We start from the raw sequence: 19,528 nt of genomic DNA, 5'->3' as shown, positions 1-19,528 counted from the left end.
CTTTATTTTCCTGATGCTTTTCGATATTCGCTCGGCGAGACGCCGCTATATTTCTTAAAGGTCGTTGTAAACGTGGATGAGTTCGAATACCCCGTCTTCTCTCCGATTTCGGCAATGCTTAAGTCCGTGTTCCGAAGATACTCCCGCGCATGCGATAATCGGACCTTGTTCAAATACTCCACGTAGTTCACGCCAAATGTTTTCTTGAAATAATTCGAAAAGTATTTCGAACTGGTATCCAGCACTTCAGCCATATGATCCAAATACAAATTCTCCATATAATGAAGTTCGATATATTGAGAGATGAATGCGGGATTCAGCTTGCTTCGCGGGTCATGGTTCCGCGTATTTGCCACCACGCGCATCACCTCGATCAGCGCCTTCTGAAGTTCTTCACAGGTAAATGCCTGATCGACCTTCCTGATGAAATCACTCTCCAGCCGGAACAGCTCATGGCGGTCGGCAGACGGCGAATCCGCCTGCTTCATGACAAGAAAGAACATGCTCTTCGTGACGTGAACCATCTGATGATGATGGATCTGAAGATTCACATTGTGCTGAAATATGTCGTTCACAATCTGCAATCCTTCATCCACCTTGCCGCTGAGCATGCAATTGCTCAATTTCTCAATCTGCTGGAGGGGATAATAAAGATCCGGCACATAGCGGATCTGCTCGGTATCCACCATATCCGTGTCCGCATTCACGTTGCGGTACAGCAGGCCGTCCTGAATGTTCCGATAGGCTTCACGGCAATTGCTAATCTTGGATTCATAGGTCCTGCTGACACATCCCCATGCCTTAAACGAATCGGCAAACTCCCGGTTGAACATATCGATGTATTCTTCGAACCCCCGTACCAGCTGCCTGCGCCCCGAGGGCTGGTCCAAGCCGATTAACGCGAGAAATTTCAGCTGTTCCACATGATAAACCACCGCATGCCCATAACGCTCCTGCAGGCTGCTGCGAATCTGAGCCGTCAGCTCCTCCAAGACAAAGTCCGCCTTGACTGCCTCCTTACCCGACGCCTGCAAATACACAGCCGCCATCATAAAATGACGGCACTGAAAAAAGTGCGTATAGTGCTTCTGCATCTGCATTTCCTGCTCACGTGAATGGTGATGACCATCCAGCGTCTGCAGGAATACGCTGCGGCGAATATCTTCATCCACCAGGTCCATCTGCTTCTTCAGGGATTCATTCTCCCGCTGCACCTTGATGATACCGCTTTGAATTTTCACAAAATCATTTCCTTTAAGCGAACTGCCCCCGAGCAGGTGCACAATGTTCTTCACCGGCCGGTACAGGTAAATACTCAGCAGCAAGGAGAGAATTGCGGCCAGCACAATCGCGCCGTACATGATCCACCGGTTGGCGTTTGTGACGGAATCGATATTCTGAAACTTATAAGGCAGCTTGTTTATATAGATGAAGCCGTTATAGTCCGATTTGTAGAAGTTGTATTCATAGTTGCCGTGAGTCAGGGAAGCCTCCTGGGAAGGATTGAAGTAGACATCGTTCAGGATATCCACCAGATCCAGATTCTCCTCCGTGCTCAGAATGACGTTCTTGTCCGCATCCATCACGATAAGCGAGGCGCCTGGCATCATCGAATGCAGATCGATCCCCTTGAGCAGCTTGTTCACATTAATCAGAACCATGAGGTTCTTATTCGACATCCTGACCTTGTTGCTGTCGACAGCGATCATCAGATTTCTTCCGAATCCGCTGGCCATATCCGCGTAAACCTCAGCGGGAAAGACCGTAAGCTCATGCTCCGACCGGGTGAAGGTCTTCCAGAACATGGAGTTGAACTTCTGGGACTTGTACCTTCTGTCGAACAAGGCATCCAAATTGCTGGTCCCGCGGCTCGTAATCGCCAGATCATGATCGTCAAACGAAACGATCACATCCTCCACGATATCCATGTTCGAAGCAAAACTTGCGATGCTGTCCCGAAGCGAGATAACCTTCTCCATGTCCATCGAGCCGTTATCCAGCTTCACCCGGTCCGAAGGAAGCGAGTGAATGTTAAAAATCAGATTGTTTACAGAGGAGAAGTGGGTGTCGAACGACTGAATTATATTTTTGATCACCATCCGGTTGTTCTCGCTCACCTTGTCATAAATTCCGTTGATGGAATTTTTGTACACAATGTAATTGAATATGAACATGATGCCGATGACGAGCTGCAAAGCGAAAAAAATCTGAAGCAGCCCCCTGCTCGCGATCAATCGATTCATTCGGAATCACCTCTCTTGGATGTCATTCCTTCATATTCAACAAGCGCGGTCCTTGTCCCTTCCTGTCATCCCTTCTCCGAACCCAGCATAACCCCTTTCGCAAAATACTTCTGGGCAAACGGATAGATGAGCAGCACCGGAATCATGGACAACACAATCGTAGCGTTCTTCATGGCCTGCGGCGCCAATGCCGAGGAATCGACCAGGCTTGCATTATTGCCGCCTTCACTGAATATCAGCATGTCCCGGAGCACCACCTGCAGCGGATACATGTTGGCATCATTCAGATAAATCATGGGGATAAAGAAGCTGTTCCAATGCCCCATGAAATAAAACAACCCGATGGATGCCAGTGCAGGCTTTGAGAGAGGAATCACGATCTGGAACAGGATACGGTATTCAGACGCTCCATCCACAACGGCCGCTTCACGCAGCGATTCGGACATATTTTCATAAAAGCTTTTTAAGATCAGAAGCTCAAAGGTCCAAATCGCATTCGGAAGTACAAGTGCCCATACGCTGTCAATCAGCCCTAGTTCCGACACAATGAGATAATTAGGGATAATTCCCGGATTCAGAAACATGGTCAGAATGATGGCCATCAAAAAGAAATTGCGGCCGAACATATCCCTGCGCGCCAGCGGATAGGCTGCTATGGCTGTCAGCAACAGATTGATTGCCGTTCCGAGCGCTGTGTACATCAACGTGTTCAGATAAGCCCGCGGAACCCGATTATCCGTAAGAACCTGGGCGTACGCCTCCAGATTGAACCCTCTGGGAAACAACGTAACATGGCCTTGCACAACCTCCGAGGTTGAACTGAGTGAAACCGCCGTAATGTAAATGACCGGATACACCGTCACGACGGCCAAACTGAGCAGAATCAGTGTATTGATCACATGAAACAGGGAGATGTTTCTGAGTCTGAACCGCTTGCTTACCATAGTCCGCTCCCTCCCAATCTCTTGCTTAAATAGTTGGACGACAGGAGCAGGATCATAGCCACCAGCGCCTCGAACAGCCCAACGGCAGTCGCATAGCTGTAATTCGCTTCCAGAAGTCCTTTGCGATACACATAGGTGGAGAATACGTCCGCCACCTCATAGGTCATCGGGTTGTAGAGCAGCAGCACCTTCTCATAGCCGATGCGGAGCATCGATCCGGTCTTCAGAATGAACATGATAATGATGGTAGGCATTATGGCCGGTATCGTAATCCTGAATATCATATGGCGCCTCTTCGCACCATCGACTTTGGCTGCTTCGTACAAGGAAGGACTGATCCCGGCGATGGCAGCCATATAGATAATCGCTTCGTACCCGACGTTAGCCCAAATATCCGAGGACACATAGATGGTCCGGAACCAATTCGGATCGATAAGGAAATATTTCTTCTCAAACCCGAGGGAGGCCAGAAGCTGATTCAGGATGCCTTGATTGGGCGAGAGAAAATCGATAATCATGCTGCTGATAATGACCACGGACAGGAAAGAGGGAAGGTAGCTTAGCGTCTGAACCGACTTCTTAAACCATTTGATCCTCACCTCGTTCAGGAGAATTGCCAAAATGATCGGGAACGGAAATCCGAAGATCAGATTGTATACGCCAAGCAGCAGGGTGTTCTTGAACAGCATCCAAAAATCAGCGCTGCCGAAAAATTTCTCGAAATGCTTCAGTCCCACCCAATCACTCTCCAATATGCCGGTGAACACGCTGTAGTCCTTGAAGGCAATGATCATGCCGTATAGCGGCCCATATCGGAAAATGAGGTAAAAGAGCAGGCAGGGAATCAGCAATATCAGAAGCTGTCTATCGCGTTTGATACGCTGAAAAGCTGCAGTCGTTCGCTTGGCAAATCCGGCACGGGGCCGGGCATTACTCGTTTTGGTGCCTGCACTGGCCATGGGGTAACCTCCTTAAAGCTGAAGGGGCAGCATCGGTATAAGAACGGATGCTGCCTACGAGCAGCTTTATTCTGTCTTCATTACTTGGATGCATTTGCCTCATCAAATCGCTTCTGTGCGTTGTTGAAAATTTCAACCAATTGGGAAGCCCCTTGCTTCTCGGCCGCTGCCTGCCATTGCTGCCACTCGGCATCTCCATAATTCTTGTTCAGAATGTATTTGGAATTGAACTCATTCGCCGATTTGTTGAGCGCGGTATGAAGCTCGGCAATCTTCGATGTTTCCTCATCCGTAAAGTTCAGGATGGGATCGTACGGCTCAAAGTTGCCTGCATTCAGGCGCTTATCCTGCGCTTCCTGCTCCTTCTCCGTAAAGTTGTAATACACACTGCGTTTGTCGGAGTTTACATACATCCCCTGCAGCCACAATCCATAACGGTCCTCCAGCACTTTAATGTCCACGAGCGGTACATCGGTAAGCTCCGGATAAACCGCCTTATCGCCTTCGATCTTGAATGTCTCTCCTTCAACCCCCATCGTGACAAGGGTCGCACCCGACGGGCTTGTTAAATAATCAAGAAGCTTGAGCGCTGCTTCCTTGTTATCGTTGTTGGCTACAGCAATACTGAAACTGTTGTCGATCTTGGGCAGCGTAGCCCCGTTGCCTGTCGGTCCAACCGGCGTGCCGTAACGGAGATTATAATTCGGGTTCTGATCCTTAATCTGGTTGTAGAACAGGTCGAGTCGGCCGATCCAGTACAAAGGTTACGAAGGACTTGTTGCCGGATGTCATCTTGGCTGTCCAGGACTCATCCGTATCCGTCAGAAATTCAGGGTCCATCAACCCTTCGTTGTACAGCTTCTTCATGAAATCAATCATCTCTTTATGTTCCGGCTGGATGGAGGCATACTTCCACTGCTTGGATGCCTCGTCATAATAAGTAGGATAATCTTTGCCTCCAAGCCCCCATCCGTAAGACCAATCACGGAAAATGAACTCTTTGGTTTTCGAAGCGTAGGGATAGGAGTCCGGATGGGCTTCTTTCAGCTTTTTCAAAGCTTCATAGAATTCTTCCGTCGTGCTCCATTCTTTTATCCCAATTTCATCAAATACATCCTTGCGGTACAGAAAACCGTGATTGACGTCGCGGTTGATGTTGGCAATCGGCCAGGTGTAAATATTGCCCTCTTGATCGCCGAAGGACGATATGACCCACGGATTCTCCTCGACATACAATTTCTTGAAGTTTGGCAGCATATCGATGTATTCATTGATAGCCACGACCGCATTTTGCTGACCGATCTTCTTAAGTTCCGATGGCGTAAGCCCGTGGAATACGTCCGGGAGCTTGCCGGAGGCCACCGTCACTCTCAATTTATCAGCGAAGGTTGCCGGTGAATATGCTTGAAAGTTCACCTTGATTCCCGTCCGTTTCTCTATTTCTTTGGCAATGAGGGAATCATTCAAATTGGTCTTCTCGCTCGCAACCATCCACGTAATCGTGGTTGGTTTATCCACGAGCGGAAGCGCAAGCCCGCCGGTATCCCCGTATTGGTCAGGATTTGCCGGTACCGAAGGAGACGGTGCCGTTTCTTCGCCCGCTTTCGGAGCGGCCCCTTTGTCTCCTCCGCTGCATGCTGCCAGCATCGAAACGATGAATGTGAACACAAGTACCATGCATAGCCATTTTTTTGTCATGTGCTTGCCTCCTCTAAATCTATTCTTTGTCATTGAATTCCACTGACTGAACCTGTGCGCAATCGCTATTCTACCCCCGTCATTCTTCTCGTCTTTTCTCGCCTGCTGTATTCTGCTGACAACATGTTCAATGCAAGATACTCCCTATCACTCCTCCTCAAGTTGTGAACTCCCTATCCCAAACAGGGAATATTCTAAAATGGTTCAGGCAGCTGCTGCCGATTCGCCGGCATGTCTTTTTCCACCCATCCACATCATAAAAACGCTTCCATCATTCGTAAAGCAGTGTATTTCTGCGAGATGCTGTTTTTTTCCGCTTTTTGAGGTCCGAGCGCTGAAAACCCGCACAGCATCAAGCTTTATTAACATGTGGAAAATGCTAAAGCGGTAGAAATAGATAAAAAAATAGAGGGATTTCATAACGAAATCCCTCACGGAGCATGTTAAATTTCTTCTCTTCTTCATCGTACATTTACGGGGCAGAACACTTAGGGAGTTCTATTGCAGCGGGTCACAGAGGATGTAAGTTCACTCAGCCGGTAGATCTTTTTTTGCTTTGGCACCCTTTTCCCTCAGTTTCTTGCCTTCCTTGCCGTACAGGTCCTTCAGGATTTTTTTCCTTCGTCGGTGTCTGTGCAAGTCCGCCCTTCGCCGTTTCCCTATGCTTGGACGGCATGGCCGTGCCCACTTCCAGCATCACGCCAATCACTTCATCGGATGGAATGACACTGCGTACGCCGGCAAGCGCCATGTCTGAAGCTGCCAGTGCCGTCACGGCACCGAAGCCGTTGCGCACGATGCAGGGGATCTCCACCAAACCGCCGACCGGGTCACAGATAAGCCCGAGGGAATTCTTCAGTGCGAGGCCTACAGCATGAACGGCCTGCTCAGGCGTGCCGCCCCGCAGTTCTGTCAATGCTCCTGCTGCCATGCCGATGGCCGAGCCGACTTCCGCCTGACAACCGCCCTCAGCACCGGAAATAAAGGAATTGTTGGCAATCACATATCCGATCGCGCCTGCACTGAACAGCCCCATAACCAGGTGCTCGTCATCCCAGCCGAACCGCTCCTGGGTACTGACAAACACTCCGGGAATAATGCCGCATGACCCCGCAGTCGGTGTAGCCACGATGCGTCCCATTGAAGCATTCACTTCCGATACAGACAAGGCATAAGCCAGTGCCGTACAAGCATCGGTGCCCAGCGCGGGTACGCCGCTGCTCATATACTGATGAACACGAACCGCATCCCCGCCGGTCAGCCCGCTTTTGGAAGGGACCGGTTCATGAATTCCCCGGTGGACCGCTTCCTTCATGATGCCATAGTAGTCGGCCATCTGCTTGAATGTCTCTTCCTCGCTCTTGCCGGTCTCCTTGATCTGCTCCTTCAGCATGAGCTGGCCTATCGTAACCTGATCCTCCCGGCAGCATGCGATAATCTGCTCCAGTGTAGAGAATTTCATGACTGTACCTCCTCTGCGGTCAAATCCGCAACTACGACGCGATGCACACTCGGCAGTCCTTCAATATGCTTCATCAGCTCAACAGGAACCGCCTCATCCGACTCGACTACCGTCATGGCATCGCCGCCCCTTCCCTTACGATCCACATCCATATAGGCAATGTTCACGCCGCCGCCATCCAGGAGTCTGGTAATATGGGCGACCATGCCCGGCGTATCATCATGGAAGACGAGCAGCACCGGATAATTCATCGTAAACTTGACGTCAAAACCATTCACGCGCAGCATCTCCACACTGCCTCCGCCAATGGAAGCGCCTGCAATGATATCGGTATGCTCCCCGTCTTTCAGTCTTAACTCCACGGTATTCGGATGAAAGGCCACATTCTGTGCGGTCCTGAACTTGAGTTCGATGCCTGCCGCTTCGGCAAGTTCAATGGAATTCCGGATGCGCATATCGTCCGTGGCAAAATCGAGCAATCCGCCCACGACAGCCAGATCGGTGCCGTGACCGCGGTAGGTTTCAGCAAAAGAACCGTAAAATACAATTTCCGCCTGATCGGGGAACGCTCCAAATATGCGCCGCGCAGCTCTGCCGATCCGCACGGCCCCTGCGGTATGAGAGCTGGACGGCCCTACCATACTGGGCCCAATAATAGAAAATACATCTTTAAACCGCATGCGCGATTCCCCACTTTCGACTATTCTGCCCTCATTGTATCAGTCCGCGAGCCATCTTTCCAAGTGCTCTTGAATAAATTCATCATCGTTCAAATGCGGATAGTCCCGGTAAACTCTGTCAATCTCCGCGGATTGGCCCGAAGACAGCGTTTCATGCGGATTCAGGCACCATGTGCCTCGCAGCAGCCCCTGTCTGCGGAGCACCTCATGAATGCCTGGAATGCAGCCTGCAAACTGATGTGCAGGATCGAAGAAGGCTGCATTGGAATCCGTGACCTCGGCATTACGGGTCAGCCATTCCTTGGCAAGGTGGTCCTGTCCGCGGGCTTCCTTGATCTCTTCCAGCAGCTTCACCGCTTTATTCGTCCAAACCGCCCAGTGACCAAGCAGGCCGCCGACAATCGGCTTGGTGACCATCGTTCCGTTCACCCGGAACCGATACGTTGTCAGCAGATCGTTAACGATGTTGTCATCGTTCCCCGTATATAGCGCAATATCCTCGCTGCGGCTTGAATAACAGACGGCACGAACGACGTCAATCGTCTGGTAGCGGTTGAAGGGAGCCATTTTGATAGCAACGATATTCGGAATTTCAGCGAATGCTCGCCAGAAGTCGAACGAGAAGATATTGCCGCCAACCGATGGCTGAAGATAGAATCCGATCACCGGCATGATGCTCGCAATTCTCTCCGTGCGCTCCAGAATGTCCTCCTCGCTCCAGCCGTTTAAGCCGCCCATACTGAGAAGAACCGCATCATAACCAAGCCTGCGAGCAACCTCCGTCTCCTCCACCGCCTGTTCCGTCGGACCACAGACTCCGGCCACCATGATAAAGGGTCGAGCAGGCGCAGCCTTGCGAATTTCCTCTGCTGCAAGACGCAGCACCGGTTCATACAGATCGATGCCTTTGTCTCGAATCTCGAATTGAGTGGAATGAACACCAACCGCAACACCTCCTGCACCGGAGGCGGCATAATAGCGGGTTAATGCCCGCTGGCGACGTTCATCCAGCCTCCGGTTCTCATCCAAGGCAAGCGGGTGCGCCGGAATAACGAGTCCTTCATGAAGGGCCTTCAGCTTCTCGGGCGCCAGCTGCTGGGCTGTAGGGACCTGTCCGCTCATTAGAATTTCCCCTTTCTCTCTTGGAAGTGAGTCGGCTTATTCCAGCTTTCGCCGCCGGATAATACCCATTCAGCGGTCCAGTCCAGCATCTGCAGTAAAGACACCCTCGGATAACCGAACAGCTGGTGAGATTTCGAAGCATTGTTCAGGAGCGCCGTCTCGGACTCGGTACCCGTAAAGCTCACTTCCTTGCCCATTCGTGTGGCCAGTTCCTGCGCCGCCCAGCGGATCGACATCGTCTCCGGTCCGGTAATGTTAATGATTTCGGGCGGCGTGCTGCAATGCAGGAGTGAGCGGAGCGCCATTTCGTTGGCATCCCCCTGCCATATCATATTCGCATGCCCCATCGCAAGGTGAATCGGACGATCCTCATGGATCGTTTTGGCCAATTCATGAAGAACGCCATAGCGCATATCAATCGCATAATTCAAACGGTACACCGCCATCGGAGTTCCATTCTTGTGAGAGAAGTACTCAAAGACGCGCTCTCTTCCCAGGCAGGACTGCGCGTACTCTCCGACCGGCTCCGGTGCCACGGATTCGTTGACTCCGCCACTGCTCACCGCTGAGAACGGATACACATTTCCCGATGAGAACACCACCATGCGGGATGTCTTGAATTTCTCGGCCACCCGGCCCGGCAAATAGGCATTCATCGCCCAGGTAAAATATTCACGGCCCGTTGTGCCGAATTTATTCCCTGCCATGTAGACCACATTGGCAGCTTCTGGCAGCTGCTGGAGCTCATCATCGTTCAGCAGATCGCATGAAATGGTCGCTACGCCCGCCTCTTCCAATTCGCGTCTGGCTTCGGCATTGCTAAACCGGGACACCCCGATGATCCGCTTGCTGCCACCGCCTTCACGAACGGCATTAGCCGCAAGTCTCGCAAGGCTTGGGCCCATTTTTCCGCCGACGCCCAGCACAAGGATATCGCCCTCCAAAGACGCCAGATCGGTAACAAGCTGCTCTGATGGCGCAGCCAGCTTTGCTTCTAATTCCGCAACGGTTAACATCAACAATCTCCTCCTCCGATATGTGATTCCCCTTCATCATACGGCCCTACTCAATATAAAGACAAATCTTTTAATCGTCTTTAAATAAGATTGGTTGATGCGAGATGATCTCCGGTTGTCTCCTTCTCGGGAGAGGTTTTATCGTTAGGTTCTTCGCAACAAGTACAGAACCCCTTATCCATGCATGAAAAAAAGCTCCCTGAGCTCAGGGAGCAAACGAAATGTTCAGCACAATATATCGAAGTACAAAGAAGGCAATAATGAAGGATGCTGCCAGTCCCAGCAGCGTAAAGATAAAGATTTTCTCAAAGCGGGAAAACTTAGCTTTCGTTCTCGTACTCTTCAAAACCATCACCTCATCTACCATTATAGCGCATTTATGATAGCTTATTCCAGAAAGGTGAACCGGAAGATTTGTCTGGGTCTCCCCCGCGGCACCTTCTCGATCCCCGCGATTTTGACCAGATCATTGTCCGTCCACAGCTGGAGCAGCCGGTGTGCACTCCGAACGGTAATGTCCAGCAGATGGGCAAGCTCATGGACCTTGTATTCGTATTTACCCGAGCGTGCGCGCTGGTTCAGCAGTTTGCTTAAATAGGCGCTGGTCATGCCTGCGTCCTCTGCCCGCTTGATCAGCTCCGCATCGGTAAAAGACAACACCTCCTGCACCGGATCGGCCATCTCCAGCGGTCCAATCAGCGTTCCATCTTCCCGTACGATGAAGCAGGCGTTGCCGCCCACCTCCTTCGCTTTGCGCATCGCGATGCGTGCGTTAGTCCCCGCCAGACTGGCCGATTGGCCGAAGCCCATGCCGATGCTGAGCGAAATGCCGTAGGTTTTGTTCACGTCTTTGGCCAGGGGAATGGTTTTGTAGCCACCGGTTTCCCGTTCGAAGATGCCCCGCGTTGTAAAAAACAAATACTCATCCCCGCCCAGATGGGTCAGATAACCATCAAGCGACTCCACATAATCCAGCACCATTCGGTGGATGTCCAGCTTCAGCTTCTGGACTTCATGCTCATTATTCCTTCGCAGTGCCTGGGCGCCGAAATCATCTATATTGATCATGCCGACCACAATCTGGCCCTCCCGACTCCGGCGGGAGGCCGTAGACAACAAAGCCCGTTCCAGCGATACCACAATATCCTGATCGGAAGGCAGCAGCCATTCATTCGGTATCCCGAGCTGTGTCAGCTCATCGGCTACAGACTCAACCCCGGTAAACGCAACAAAACTCGTGCCGGATTCATATTGAGACCGGTGAAAGGCAATCAGGCTCTGCTTCGGGGCATAGGCAGGCCCATCGTATATGACAGCCTGTACAGCAGGAATGCCCAGATCCTTCATGGTCCGAACCACCATCGCCTCTGTTAACGTATCCACCGATATTCCTCCTGCAAGCCTTCCCCTCTGTCCGGCATAAAACAGGGCTTTATACAACCCCGCGTCCGTAACGGGTACATAATGAACCGGAATTTCGACTTGGCCGAGATCCTTCACCTTACGCTGTGACAACGGATCCGAGAGGAACATTACCTCGACCTCGCTTCCGATTCGTTCAGCCAGGGCAGGTGCTTCAGCCTCATCCTGAAATACAAGCGGCACAGGGTCAAAGGAAGGAAAGGTTTCAATGACCTTCAAAATCTTGTCAACGATCGTCTGGGTTCCAATAATGCCGATACGGATTTGCTGGACAGGGGTACGGTTACGCTCTGTCATGATTCCTTCACTCCCATCATTCCCATTTCCGAGAAGCCGCATGGGGCAGGCAGGCACGGATACCTAAATCATACCCGCAATCGGAAATTTGGCAAGTGAATACAGCCCCCCATTCGTAAACTCACCCCTGCACCAATCTGGTGATTCAGTCAGGCGAACACGATAAGGAAACAACAAACAGCGCTGCCATGCTTGTCCCCCAAGTTTCAAGTGGACCAACATGATCAGCGCTGCTTTTATGGAATCAACCTATATTAAGTTTGTTCTTCGTGCATGACAAATTGAGCAATGTTCTTGCTGTGGTCCCCGACACGCTCCAGGTTGCTCAGAATATCCAGATATACCGCTCCGGAGTTGCCTGTGCACAGATTCTGGTTCAGACGCTGAATGTGACTCTTGCGGAATTTGACCTCCATCTCATCCAGTTCCCGCTCATAATCCAGTACCTCCTGCGCCGCAGTCACATCATTATGCTCCAGTGCGGCAAGTGCCCGTTCCACCGCCTTGTCGGCAAGGGTGAGCATCTCTTTCAATTCACGCCCGGCTTCTTCCGAGAATTCAACCTTTTTATTAATGCTGAATTCAGACAGCTCTACGATGTTTTCCGCATGATCGCCAATCCGCTCAATATCATTCACAAGTTGGAACCAGCCGGAGGCTTTCTCCGATTCACCCTCGGGCAGGCCGTTCTGCTGCTGGATTTTCACCATATAATCGGTAATTTTCCGATTCAGTTCGTTAATGAGCTCTTCCTTCTGCAAGGCAAGCTCCCCCACTCGGGATTCCCTGCTGAAAAAGAAGGTTGACGCATCATTAAGCGTCTCACGGGCATACTGCCCCATGCGTAAAATCTCATGCTGGGCTTGTCCGAACGCAACCGCCGGCGTCGCCAGCAAGCGTTCATCCAGATAAATCGCCTTGAATTCAATCTCCTGCATTTTACCCGGAATAACCTTGGTTACCAGCCATGCCAGAGCCGGAATTAATGGCAGGAAGATCAAGGCATTGGTTGTATTAAAGATTCCGTGTGCGTATGCAATCTGCATCCGGATATTGACGCCTTCGCCAAGCCACAGGACCAGGGAGTGCACGGGCACCAGCAGAATCATAAAGATAATGGCTCCAATGACGTTAAAAATAACGTGTACCAGCGCTGTGCGCTTCGCTGCAACCGTGGCCCCGATGGAAGCCAGCACCGCTGTGATCGTTGTGCCGATATTATCGCCAAACAGGATCGGCAGCGATCCCTTCAGACTGATCATGCCTTCATCAGCAATCGTTTGTAATATACCGATGGTTGCGCTGGAGCTTTGGACAATCATCGTGAATACAGTACCTACAATAAGAGCCAATAAAGGCTGGTCCTGCAATTGGATCATAAAGTCCGTAAACGCAGGAAGCTCGCTAAGCGGCTTCACGCCGCTGCCCATGGTCGACAACCCCAGGAAAAGGGTCCCGAAACCAAAAACGACTTGGCCAATATATTGAAATTTCTTCTTGTTAAAGAAAAATAAAAAGAACGCACCTACTGCAATAATAGGCAAAGCATATTCTTCAATCTTGATTCCGACGATAAAAGCAGTCATGGTTGTTCCGATATTGGCTCCCATGATCACGCCGATTGCCTGCTTAAGCGTCATCAATCCTGCATTAACCAACCCGATGGCCATAACGGTTGTTCCCGATGAGGATTGGATAAGAATCGTAACCCCGACCCCAACCAGCACGCCCAGCACCGGGTTGGATGTATATTTCTCCAGCAACCCGCGCATCTTGTCTCCTGCCGACTTCTGCAGCCCGTCCGACATATATTTGATGCCGAATAGAAAAATACCCAAGCCGCCTACAAACTTAAATAGGATGTCTTGCCAATCCAAGAGATAAATCCTCCTTCTGATGTTACACACGTAGTAAGGTTATAAAAAACCCTCTAATAATTTAGCACAATTTCCAGATAAGATATACCTATCTAAGTATCGACATATTACGGGAGGGGCAGACCTATTTCGACCGAGGTACCCCGCTCTTCCTCGCTCCGAATGACAATTCGGCCATGATGGCTCTCCATGATCCGATGGACAATCATAATGCCAAGGCCGTTGCCGTCCGGCTTGGTTGTATGAAACGGCTCCCCGATCCGCTGAAGCACTTCCTCCGTCATGCCGGAGCCGTTATCTGTAAAGATCACGCGCTGATAACCCTCCTGCACATCCAGACGAATATGAATATTGCCGCCATAAGGCAGGGCTTCCATCGCATTTTTCAGAATATTAAGAAAGACCTGCTTAATCTGGTTCCGGTCACACAGAATCACTGCATTCTGCACAAAACATTGGGTCATCTCAATCCCGCTGAGTTCCGCCTGAATCGCAAACAGATGGAGCACCTCTTCCAGGATTTCGCCGCAATCCTCCTGCTTCAATACCGCAGCCTGAGGTTTGCCCAGAATCATGAACTCCCCGACCATCAGATTAGCGCGCTCCAGCTCGGACATGATCAAGTCATAATGGCGGAGCCGGGCATCCTTATTGGCCAACTGCAGCATTCCCTTCACGGTTGTAAGCGGATTGCGCACTTCATGGGCAATACTTACGGCAACCTGACCGGCAAACACCAGCTTTTCCGTGTTGCGCAGCACTTCCTCGGTTCGCTTCATCTCCGTAATATCCCGAAGGGAACCCACCACCCGCATGATCTGCCCCTTCCGGTCATACGCCGGCTGGACGTCGAGGATATAGTGGTTCACATTCCCGGATATTTCGAGCGAGAGCTCCTCTCCGATGCAGACTTCCTGCCTCTGTATCACCCGCTCATAATACTCGCCAATCGGCTTGATTCCGAACACCGAGCGGCTCACATAGTTCGACCGGTCCCGGTCACTCCGATCTGGGCACAACAGACTCAGACAGTGTTCGTTCATCTCCAGAATCTGACCCTGGGCATCCGTAATAATGACACCGTAATGGTTCGTGCCGAGGAGCACCTGGTTCAAGGTCTGCAGCTGTGTATTCTGTTTGCGGGTAACCATCTCCCGCTCCAGGGAATCGGCCATGGTGCATAGCAAGGCATGAAGATGCGGGTGAACAAATTCCTTGTTTGTCATCAAAGAGATGGTCCCTATAATCTCCTTGCCGCTCTCGCCATGAAAGGGTGCCGAATAACAGGCCATGCCGTGAAGAATCTGATGAAAATGATCCTCTCCAATTAACGTAAACGGCCGTTTGTAGTTAAGGCACAGATCGATCGAGCTTGGGCCATCTTCCGCGCAATAGCCGCTGCCCTCGACGATACCCAAATACCGGGCCGTTTCAATGATGGTCGGGTCCCCGGCAAAATCAAGAATGAATCCTTCATTATCCGTAATCGTAATCAAGACGGGGTTCCCGGATCCGGAAGAAAGAAACTTATTTACGAATGCTTGTATCACTTCGATGTATTCACTATATTTTGCACGCCTGACGGCCAATGCTTCATCATTCAACCGATGAGTATGTGTTGGAACAAGCTCCGGGTTCATCCCCTTGTCTATACACTGCTGTTTTGCCTGCCGAATGATCTCCTGATCGGTTATTTCACCAAATGGTTTGTCCAAAATCACATACCCCTTTTTATCATACTGCCACTTTAATGTCATTTCCGTCTATTCTATCACTTTTATCGGCAAATGGAGCCTGGCAGTAAACCCAAGAAAATCACACCCATCCAAGCCTTCATCTTAGCACTATCAGGACTTGCTGAACAGGCAGTCCCGTATGTCTGTCTTCAACCACGAAAATATAAGGAGCCGACCAAGATATGAATCTTGATCGGCTCCTTGTTATTGTATAGGTCACATGATCCTTATTGGTTCAAGAGGAACTCTTCACCGGCAATGCCAGGGGAAGTCATATGATACGGGTCCAGGATGACCCGGATCTGATCCTCTGTCAAAAGCCCCTGCTCCAGAATAATCTCCTTGATGCCTTGGCCCGTCTTCTGTGCTTCCTTCACCAGCCTGGATGCCACATCGTAGCCCAGATGCGGATTCAATGCCGTAATAATGCCGTAGCTGTTATCCACGAAATACTTGCAGCGTTCCTTGTTCGCTTGAAGGTCGACTATCAGGTTCTTGTAGAATACATCCATCCCGTTCTTCAGGATTTTGAGGGAATGCATCAAGTTGTTGGCCGCGACCGGAACCATAACGTTCAGCTCGAATTGTCCGGCCTCGCATGCCACGGCTGATCGTGTGGTCGTTGCCGATCACCTGGGAACGAAACCTGGTTCATGACCTCGGCCATAACCGGATTGACCTTGCCCGGCATAATCGACGAGCCCGGCTGTCTTGGAGGCACGTTCAGCTCGTTCAAGCCCGCTCTCGGCCCGGAAGCCATTAACCGGATATCGTTGCACATTTTCGAGAAATTAACGGCACATACTTTAAGCGCAGCCGACAATTCCATGTACGCATCCGTGTTCTGGGTAGCATCCACCAGATCCTCGGCTTGCTTCAGGGAGAAGCCCGTCTGCTCAATCAAATGCTGAACGACGCTGTGCATATAGTCCGGCGTAGCATTCAGCCCCGTTCCCACAGCCGTGGCACCCATATTCACAACTAACAAGCCTTGTGCCGCCCGGTCGATCCGGTTGATGTCACGTGTCAGCACATTGGCATAAGCCCCGAATTCTTGTCCAAGGCGGATCGGTACCGCATCCTGCAGATGCGTGCGCCCCATCTTGATGACATCGTCAAATTCCTTGGCCTTGTCCTGAATCCCGGCAACCAGTGTGCGGAACACCCCCAGCAAATCCTGAGTCAAGCGGTAGGACGCAATGCGAATGGCTGTCGGAATCGCATCATTCGTAGACTGTGACATATTGACATGATTATTAGGATTGCAGTAGAAGTACTCGGCCTTCTGTTTCCCCAAGAGTTCCAATGCGCGGTTCGCCAACACCTCATTCATATTCATATTGATCGAAGTGCCCGCCCCGCCCTGAATGGAATCGACAATGAATTCGGAGCGAAGATTGCCCGCAATAATCTCATCTGACGCCTCGATAATGGCGCTTCCTATCTTTTTGGGAAGCAAGCCAAGCTCCATGTTGGCCAGGGCCGCTGCTTTTTTTACTTCTCCGAGAGCAGAGATAAGCTCGGCGTGAATCGGTACCCCGCTGATCGGAAAGTTCTCTACCGCCCTGACAGTATTAATGCCGTAATAGGCTTCCACAGGAAGCTGTTTTTCCCCCAGAAAATCCTTTTCAACCCGAAACTGCATATCCATGGACAACATCACCATCGCCTTTTGATTATTTTGTATCGTGCTTTTCACCTGTTATCATCCAGCTTGCCCGGATATATACAGAATTCTGCCTTCCCACTGGAAATCCTCTATAGCTTACGCGTTTTGTTAGAGAACATTGAATAATATGTGTGAGTGCGCAAAAAAAGAGGCTTTCTCTAAGTAGAAATACCCAGAAATCGCCTCTCTTACCCATCATACCTCTTGTTCGGTTGATGGACATCCATACGAAGCGTACACAGACTACACAAGGGAGGTCGTTCGATACGGCGGAAAACCAAGCGAGATCACCGCCCCTCCTTCTTTACGATTGCCTGCCGTAATCAGCCCGCCGCAGCGCTCCACGATGGCACGGGCAATCGCCAGCCCCAGGCCGGATTCGCCGTTCTTCCCTTTAACAAACCGGTGGAACAGGAACGGAAGCAGCTCATCGGATATGCCCTCTCCGTCATCGGAAACGGTAAGCACCACCTGGCCTTTTTGGATGCCGGCTTGAATGTAAATATGCTTGCTTGCATGTCTGGCCCCATTCGAAACAATGTTAAGCAGCGCTTGCAGCAGCTTGTCACGGTCAGCGCACACAATTAACGATTCGTTCTCCCCATAAGAAGGATGCACAAACAGCCCTTTTTTCACCAAGACCGGATTGATTCTCTCAATGGTTTCCTCCACAAGCTCCCTCAGGTTGACGGCTGTAGCCTTGAATATGTCATCCTCGCTGTCCAGCTTAGCCAGAAGTGTCATCTCGGTCACGATATTTCTCATCCGGCCGCTCTCGCTCATAATGATCTCCAGCCCTTTGCGGATGTCCTCCCCTTCAAACACCCCGTCCCGAATTCCTTCCGCATATCCGGAGATGGACATAAGGGGCGACTTCAACTCGTGCGAAGCGTTCTGGAAAAATTGCTTCTGGACATGGTTGTACCGCTCGAGCTCACCTGCCATTTCGTACAGAGAGTCTGCAACAACGCCGATCTCTCCGCTTGCCGTAACACGCTCTACTTCGGAGAACTGGCGCTGCTTCACCTTCTTCAATTCTTCCCGAAGCAGCATGAGCGGCTTAATCAGCCGTTTGGTAATGAATAAGCTTAAGATAAACATCATCACAGCCCCTACGCCAAAGACCAGCATTAAACGGCCAAGCAGCGCCTGCTCAATCGCCTTGATCTTGCTGAGGGGGGTAAGCAGCGTTAATGTTCCCTGAGGCACCGTCGTGACCTCCGTGAGATACGCATCGTTGTTCATAGCGGCTTGAAAGGATACCGTCGAGAATTCCACCGGTCTTATCGGTGCAGCGTCATACGGATAGGCTGTGACCGTTTCCCGTGGAATCACTACATTTCCTTGAGTATCCTGAATAATAACTTCCACATTCGCCATCCGGCCAGCCGTATAACCTGTAACGGCTATCGGCGTACTATCGATCGGAAGACTCTGGGCGGCAGCCGTCTCCAGCTTGGCCGAGAGCTCGGCGCCAATGGACTGCATGTCCTTGCGCTGCGTTCCGATAAAGTGATCCAGCAGCACGTAATGAATGACAACGGCTGTAACGGAAAGCACAAGTATTAACGATAACGCAAAAGCAAGATTGATCTGATGCACCAGCTTCATATCGATGATTCCTCCCCATCCGCTCTCATTCGGTATCCATGTCCCCATATCGCCTCAATCGGCAGCTGCTCCACCTTCTTGCGAAGACGTTTAATGAGATGATCCACCGCCCGGTCGCTTCCGAAATAGTCGTCGCCCCACACGGAGGTCAGCAGTTCATCTCTTGTAAACGCACGATTGGGATGCTCTACAAATACTTTCAGCATCTCGAATTCTTTGTTGGTCATCTCCACTTCTCCCCCGTTCCAGAACACACGTCTCTCTTCCAGCATCAACTGCAGACGGCCGTTGCTAAGCTCCGGGGACGCTGACCGCAATCCCTGGCATTACCCTCTACATGATTGAATTTATACCATCGGTTGAGCTGCCGTTTGATTCGGGCGATCAGCTCACGGGGGCTGAACGGCTTGACCATATAGTCATCGCTGCCCAGCTCAAGCCCCAGTATTTTATCGACTTCACTATCCTTGGCCGAGATCATAATGATGGGGACCTCAGCTTCCGCGCGTATCCGCCTGCACAATTCGAAACCGTCCATGCCGGGCAGCATAATATCCAGCACCCACATATCTGGCGGGTTCGTTGTCCACATCTCCCAGCCTTCCTCTGCTGTTCCAAGCCCAACGGTCCGGTAACCCTCCTTGCGCAAATAAGCCTCCACCAAATTTCGTATATGCTGATCATCGTCGATCACGGCGATGAGATAATTTTGATTCATATATAGTACCTCCGAATTCATCTCCTCTCAGTATACCAAGCGGCGTGCGGCGAATGGGGAATGCCATTATTTTT

Annotated in this window: 15 protein-coding genes and 2 pseudogenes; all 17 read right to left on the bottom strand. The window is 50.9% G+C overall.

All coding sequences use genetic code 11. From position 1 onward, the window contains the following. Positions 1-2: 2 nt before the first annotated feature. Entirely contained in the window at positions 3-2,243 is a 2,241-nt protein-coding gene (locus PVOR_RS04410; protein WP_006207880.1) for a helix-turn-helix domain-containing protein, read from the bottom strand. A 65-nt stretch (positions 2,244-2,308) separates the two neighbouring features. Beyond that, positions 2,309-3,187 (bottom strand): carbohydrate ABC transporter permease, encoded by an 879-nt coding sequence (locus PVOR_RS04405; protein WP_006207879.1) that lies wholly within the window; start codon positions 3,185-3,187, stop codon positions 2,309-2,311. Then, entirely contained in the window at positions 3,181-4,146 is a 966-nt protein-coding gene (locus PVOR_RS04400; protein WP_006207878.1) for an ABC transporter permease, read from the bottom strand. Before PVOR_RS04400 ends, PVOR_RS04405 begins: the two co-directional genes overlap by 7 nt. Before the next feature lie 80 nt (positions 4,147-4,226). Further along, positions 4,227-4,907, bottom strand: a complete 681-nt coding sequence (locus PVOR_RS31350; protein ID WP_006207877.1) for a hypothetical protein — start codon at positions 4,905-4,907, stop codon at positions 4,227-4,229. After that, on the bottom strand, positions 4,864-5,844 hold the full coding sequence (locus PVOR_RS31345; protein ID WP_006207876.1) for an extracellular solute-binding protein: 981 nt from the start codon (positions 5,842-5,844) through the stop codon (positions 4,864-4,866). Before PVOR_RS31345 ends, PVOR_RS31350 begins: the two co-directional genes overlap by 44 nt. A gap of 204 nt (positions 5,845-6,048) precedes the next feature. Then, on the bottom strand, positions 6,049-6,264 hold the full coding sequence (locus PVOR_RS30535) for a hypothetical protein (protein WP_006207875.1): 216 nt from the start codon (positions 6,262-6,264) through the stop codon (positions 6,049-6,051). 112 nt (positions 6,265-6,376) lie between these two features. After that, positions 6,377-7,306 (bottom strand): L-serine ammonia-lyase, iron-sulfur-dependent, subunit alpha, encoded by a 930-nt coding sequence (sdaAA, locus tag PVOR_RS04385; RefSeq protein ID WP_006207874.1) that lies wholly within the window; start codon positions 7,304-7,306, stop codon positions 6,377-6,379. Continuing rightward, positions 7,303-7,986, bottom strand: coding sequence for an L-serine ammonia-lyase, iron-sulfur-dependent subunit beta (gene sdaAB / locus PVOR_RS04380; protein ID WP_006207873.1), 684 nt, complete (start codon positions 7,984-7,986; stop codon positions 7,303-7,305). Before sdaAB ends, sdaAA begins: the two co-directional genes overlap by 4 nt. Positions 7,987-8,025: 39 nt before the next feature. Then, a complete protein-coding gene (locus PVOR_RS04375) occupies positions 8,026-9,108 on the bottom strand; it encodes a dihydrodipicolinate synthase family protein (RefSeq protein WP_006207872.1) in 1,083 nt (360 codons plus the stop codon). Beyond that, positions 9,108-10,124 (bottom strand): NAD-dependent epimerase/dehydratase family protein, encoded by a 1,017-nt coding sequence (locus PVOR_RS04370; RefSeq protein WP_006207871.1) that lies wholly within the window; start codon positions 10,122-10,124, stop codon positions 9,108-9,110. Before PVOR_RS04370 ends, PVOR_RS04375 begins: the two co-directional genes overlap by 1 nt. Before the next feature lie 205 nt (positions 10,125-10,329). Then, a complete protein-coding gene (locus tag PVOR_RS30925; RefSeq protein WP_006207870.1) occupies positions 10,330-10,470 on the bottom strand; it encodes a hypothetical protein in 141 nt (46 codons plus the stop codon). A gap of 41 nt (positions 10,471-10,511) precedes the next feature. After that, positions 10,512-11,843: a hypothetical protein gene (locus PVOR_RS04365; protein ID WP_006207869.1), complete on the bottom strand. Its 1,332-nt coding sequence runs from the start codon at positions 11,841-11,843 to the stop codon at positions 10,512-10,514. A gap of 254 nt (positions 11,844-12,097) precedes the next feature. Continuing rightward, a complete protein-coding gene (locus tag PVOR_RS04360; protein ID WP_006207868.1) occupies positions 12,098-13,720 on the bottom strand; it encodes a Na/Pi cotransporter family protein in 1,623 nt (540 codons plus the stop codon). Between the two features lie 107 nt (positions 13,721-13,827). Then, on the bottom strand, positions 13,828-15,441 hold the full coding sequence (locus tag PVOR_RS04355; RefSeq protein ID WP_100086467.1) for an ATP-binding protein: 1,614 nt from the start codon (positions 15,439-15,441) through the stop codon (positions 13,828-13,830). 242 nt (positions 15,442-15,683) lie between these two features. Beyond that, positions 15,684-17,116 (bottom strand): annotated as a pseudogene (locus PVOR_RS04350) (aspartate ammonia-lyase). Between the two features lie 252 nt (positions 17,117-17,368). After that, a complete protein-coding gene (locus PVOR_RS04345) occupies positions 17,369-18,784 on the bottom strand; it encodes a sensor histidine kinase (RefSeq protein ID WP_234972774.1) in 1,416 nt (471 codons plus the stop codon). After that, a pseudogene (locus tag PVOR_RS04340) lies at positions 18,733-19,454 on the bottom strand (response regulator transcription factor). The gene PVOR_RS04345 and the pseudogene PVOR_RS04340 overlap by 52 nt, the downstream one beginning before the upstream one ends. Positions 19,455-19,528: the final 74 nt, after the last annotated feature.

It is taken from the genome of Paenibacillus vortex V453 (genome assembly GCF_000193415.1).
Taxonomy (GTDB): domain Bacteria; phylum Bacillota; class Bacilli; order Paenibacillales; family Paenibacillaceae; genus Paenibacillus_AQ; species Paenibacillus_AQ glucanolyticus.
The sequence above is the reverse complement of the archived record's forward strand: the minus strand, read 5'-3'. Positions and strand labels throughout refer to the sequence as shown.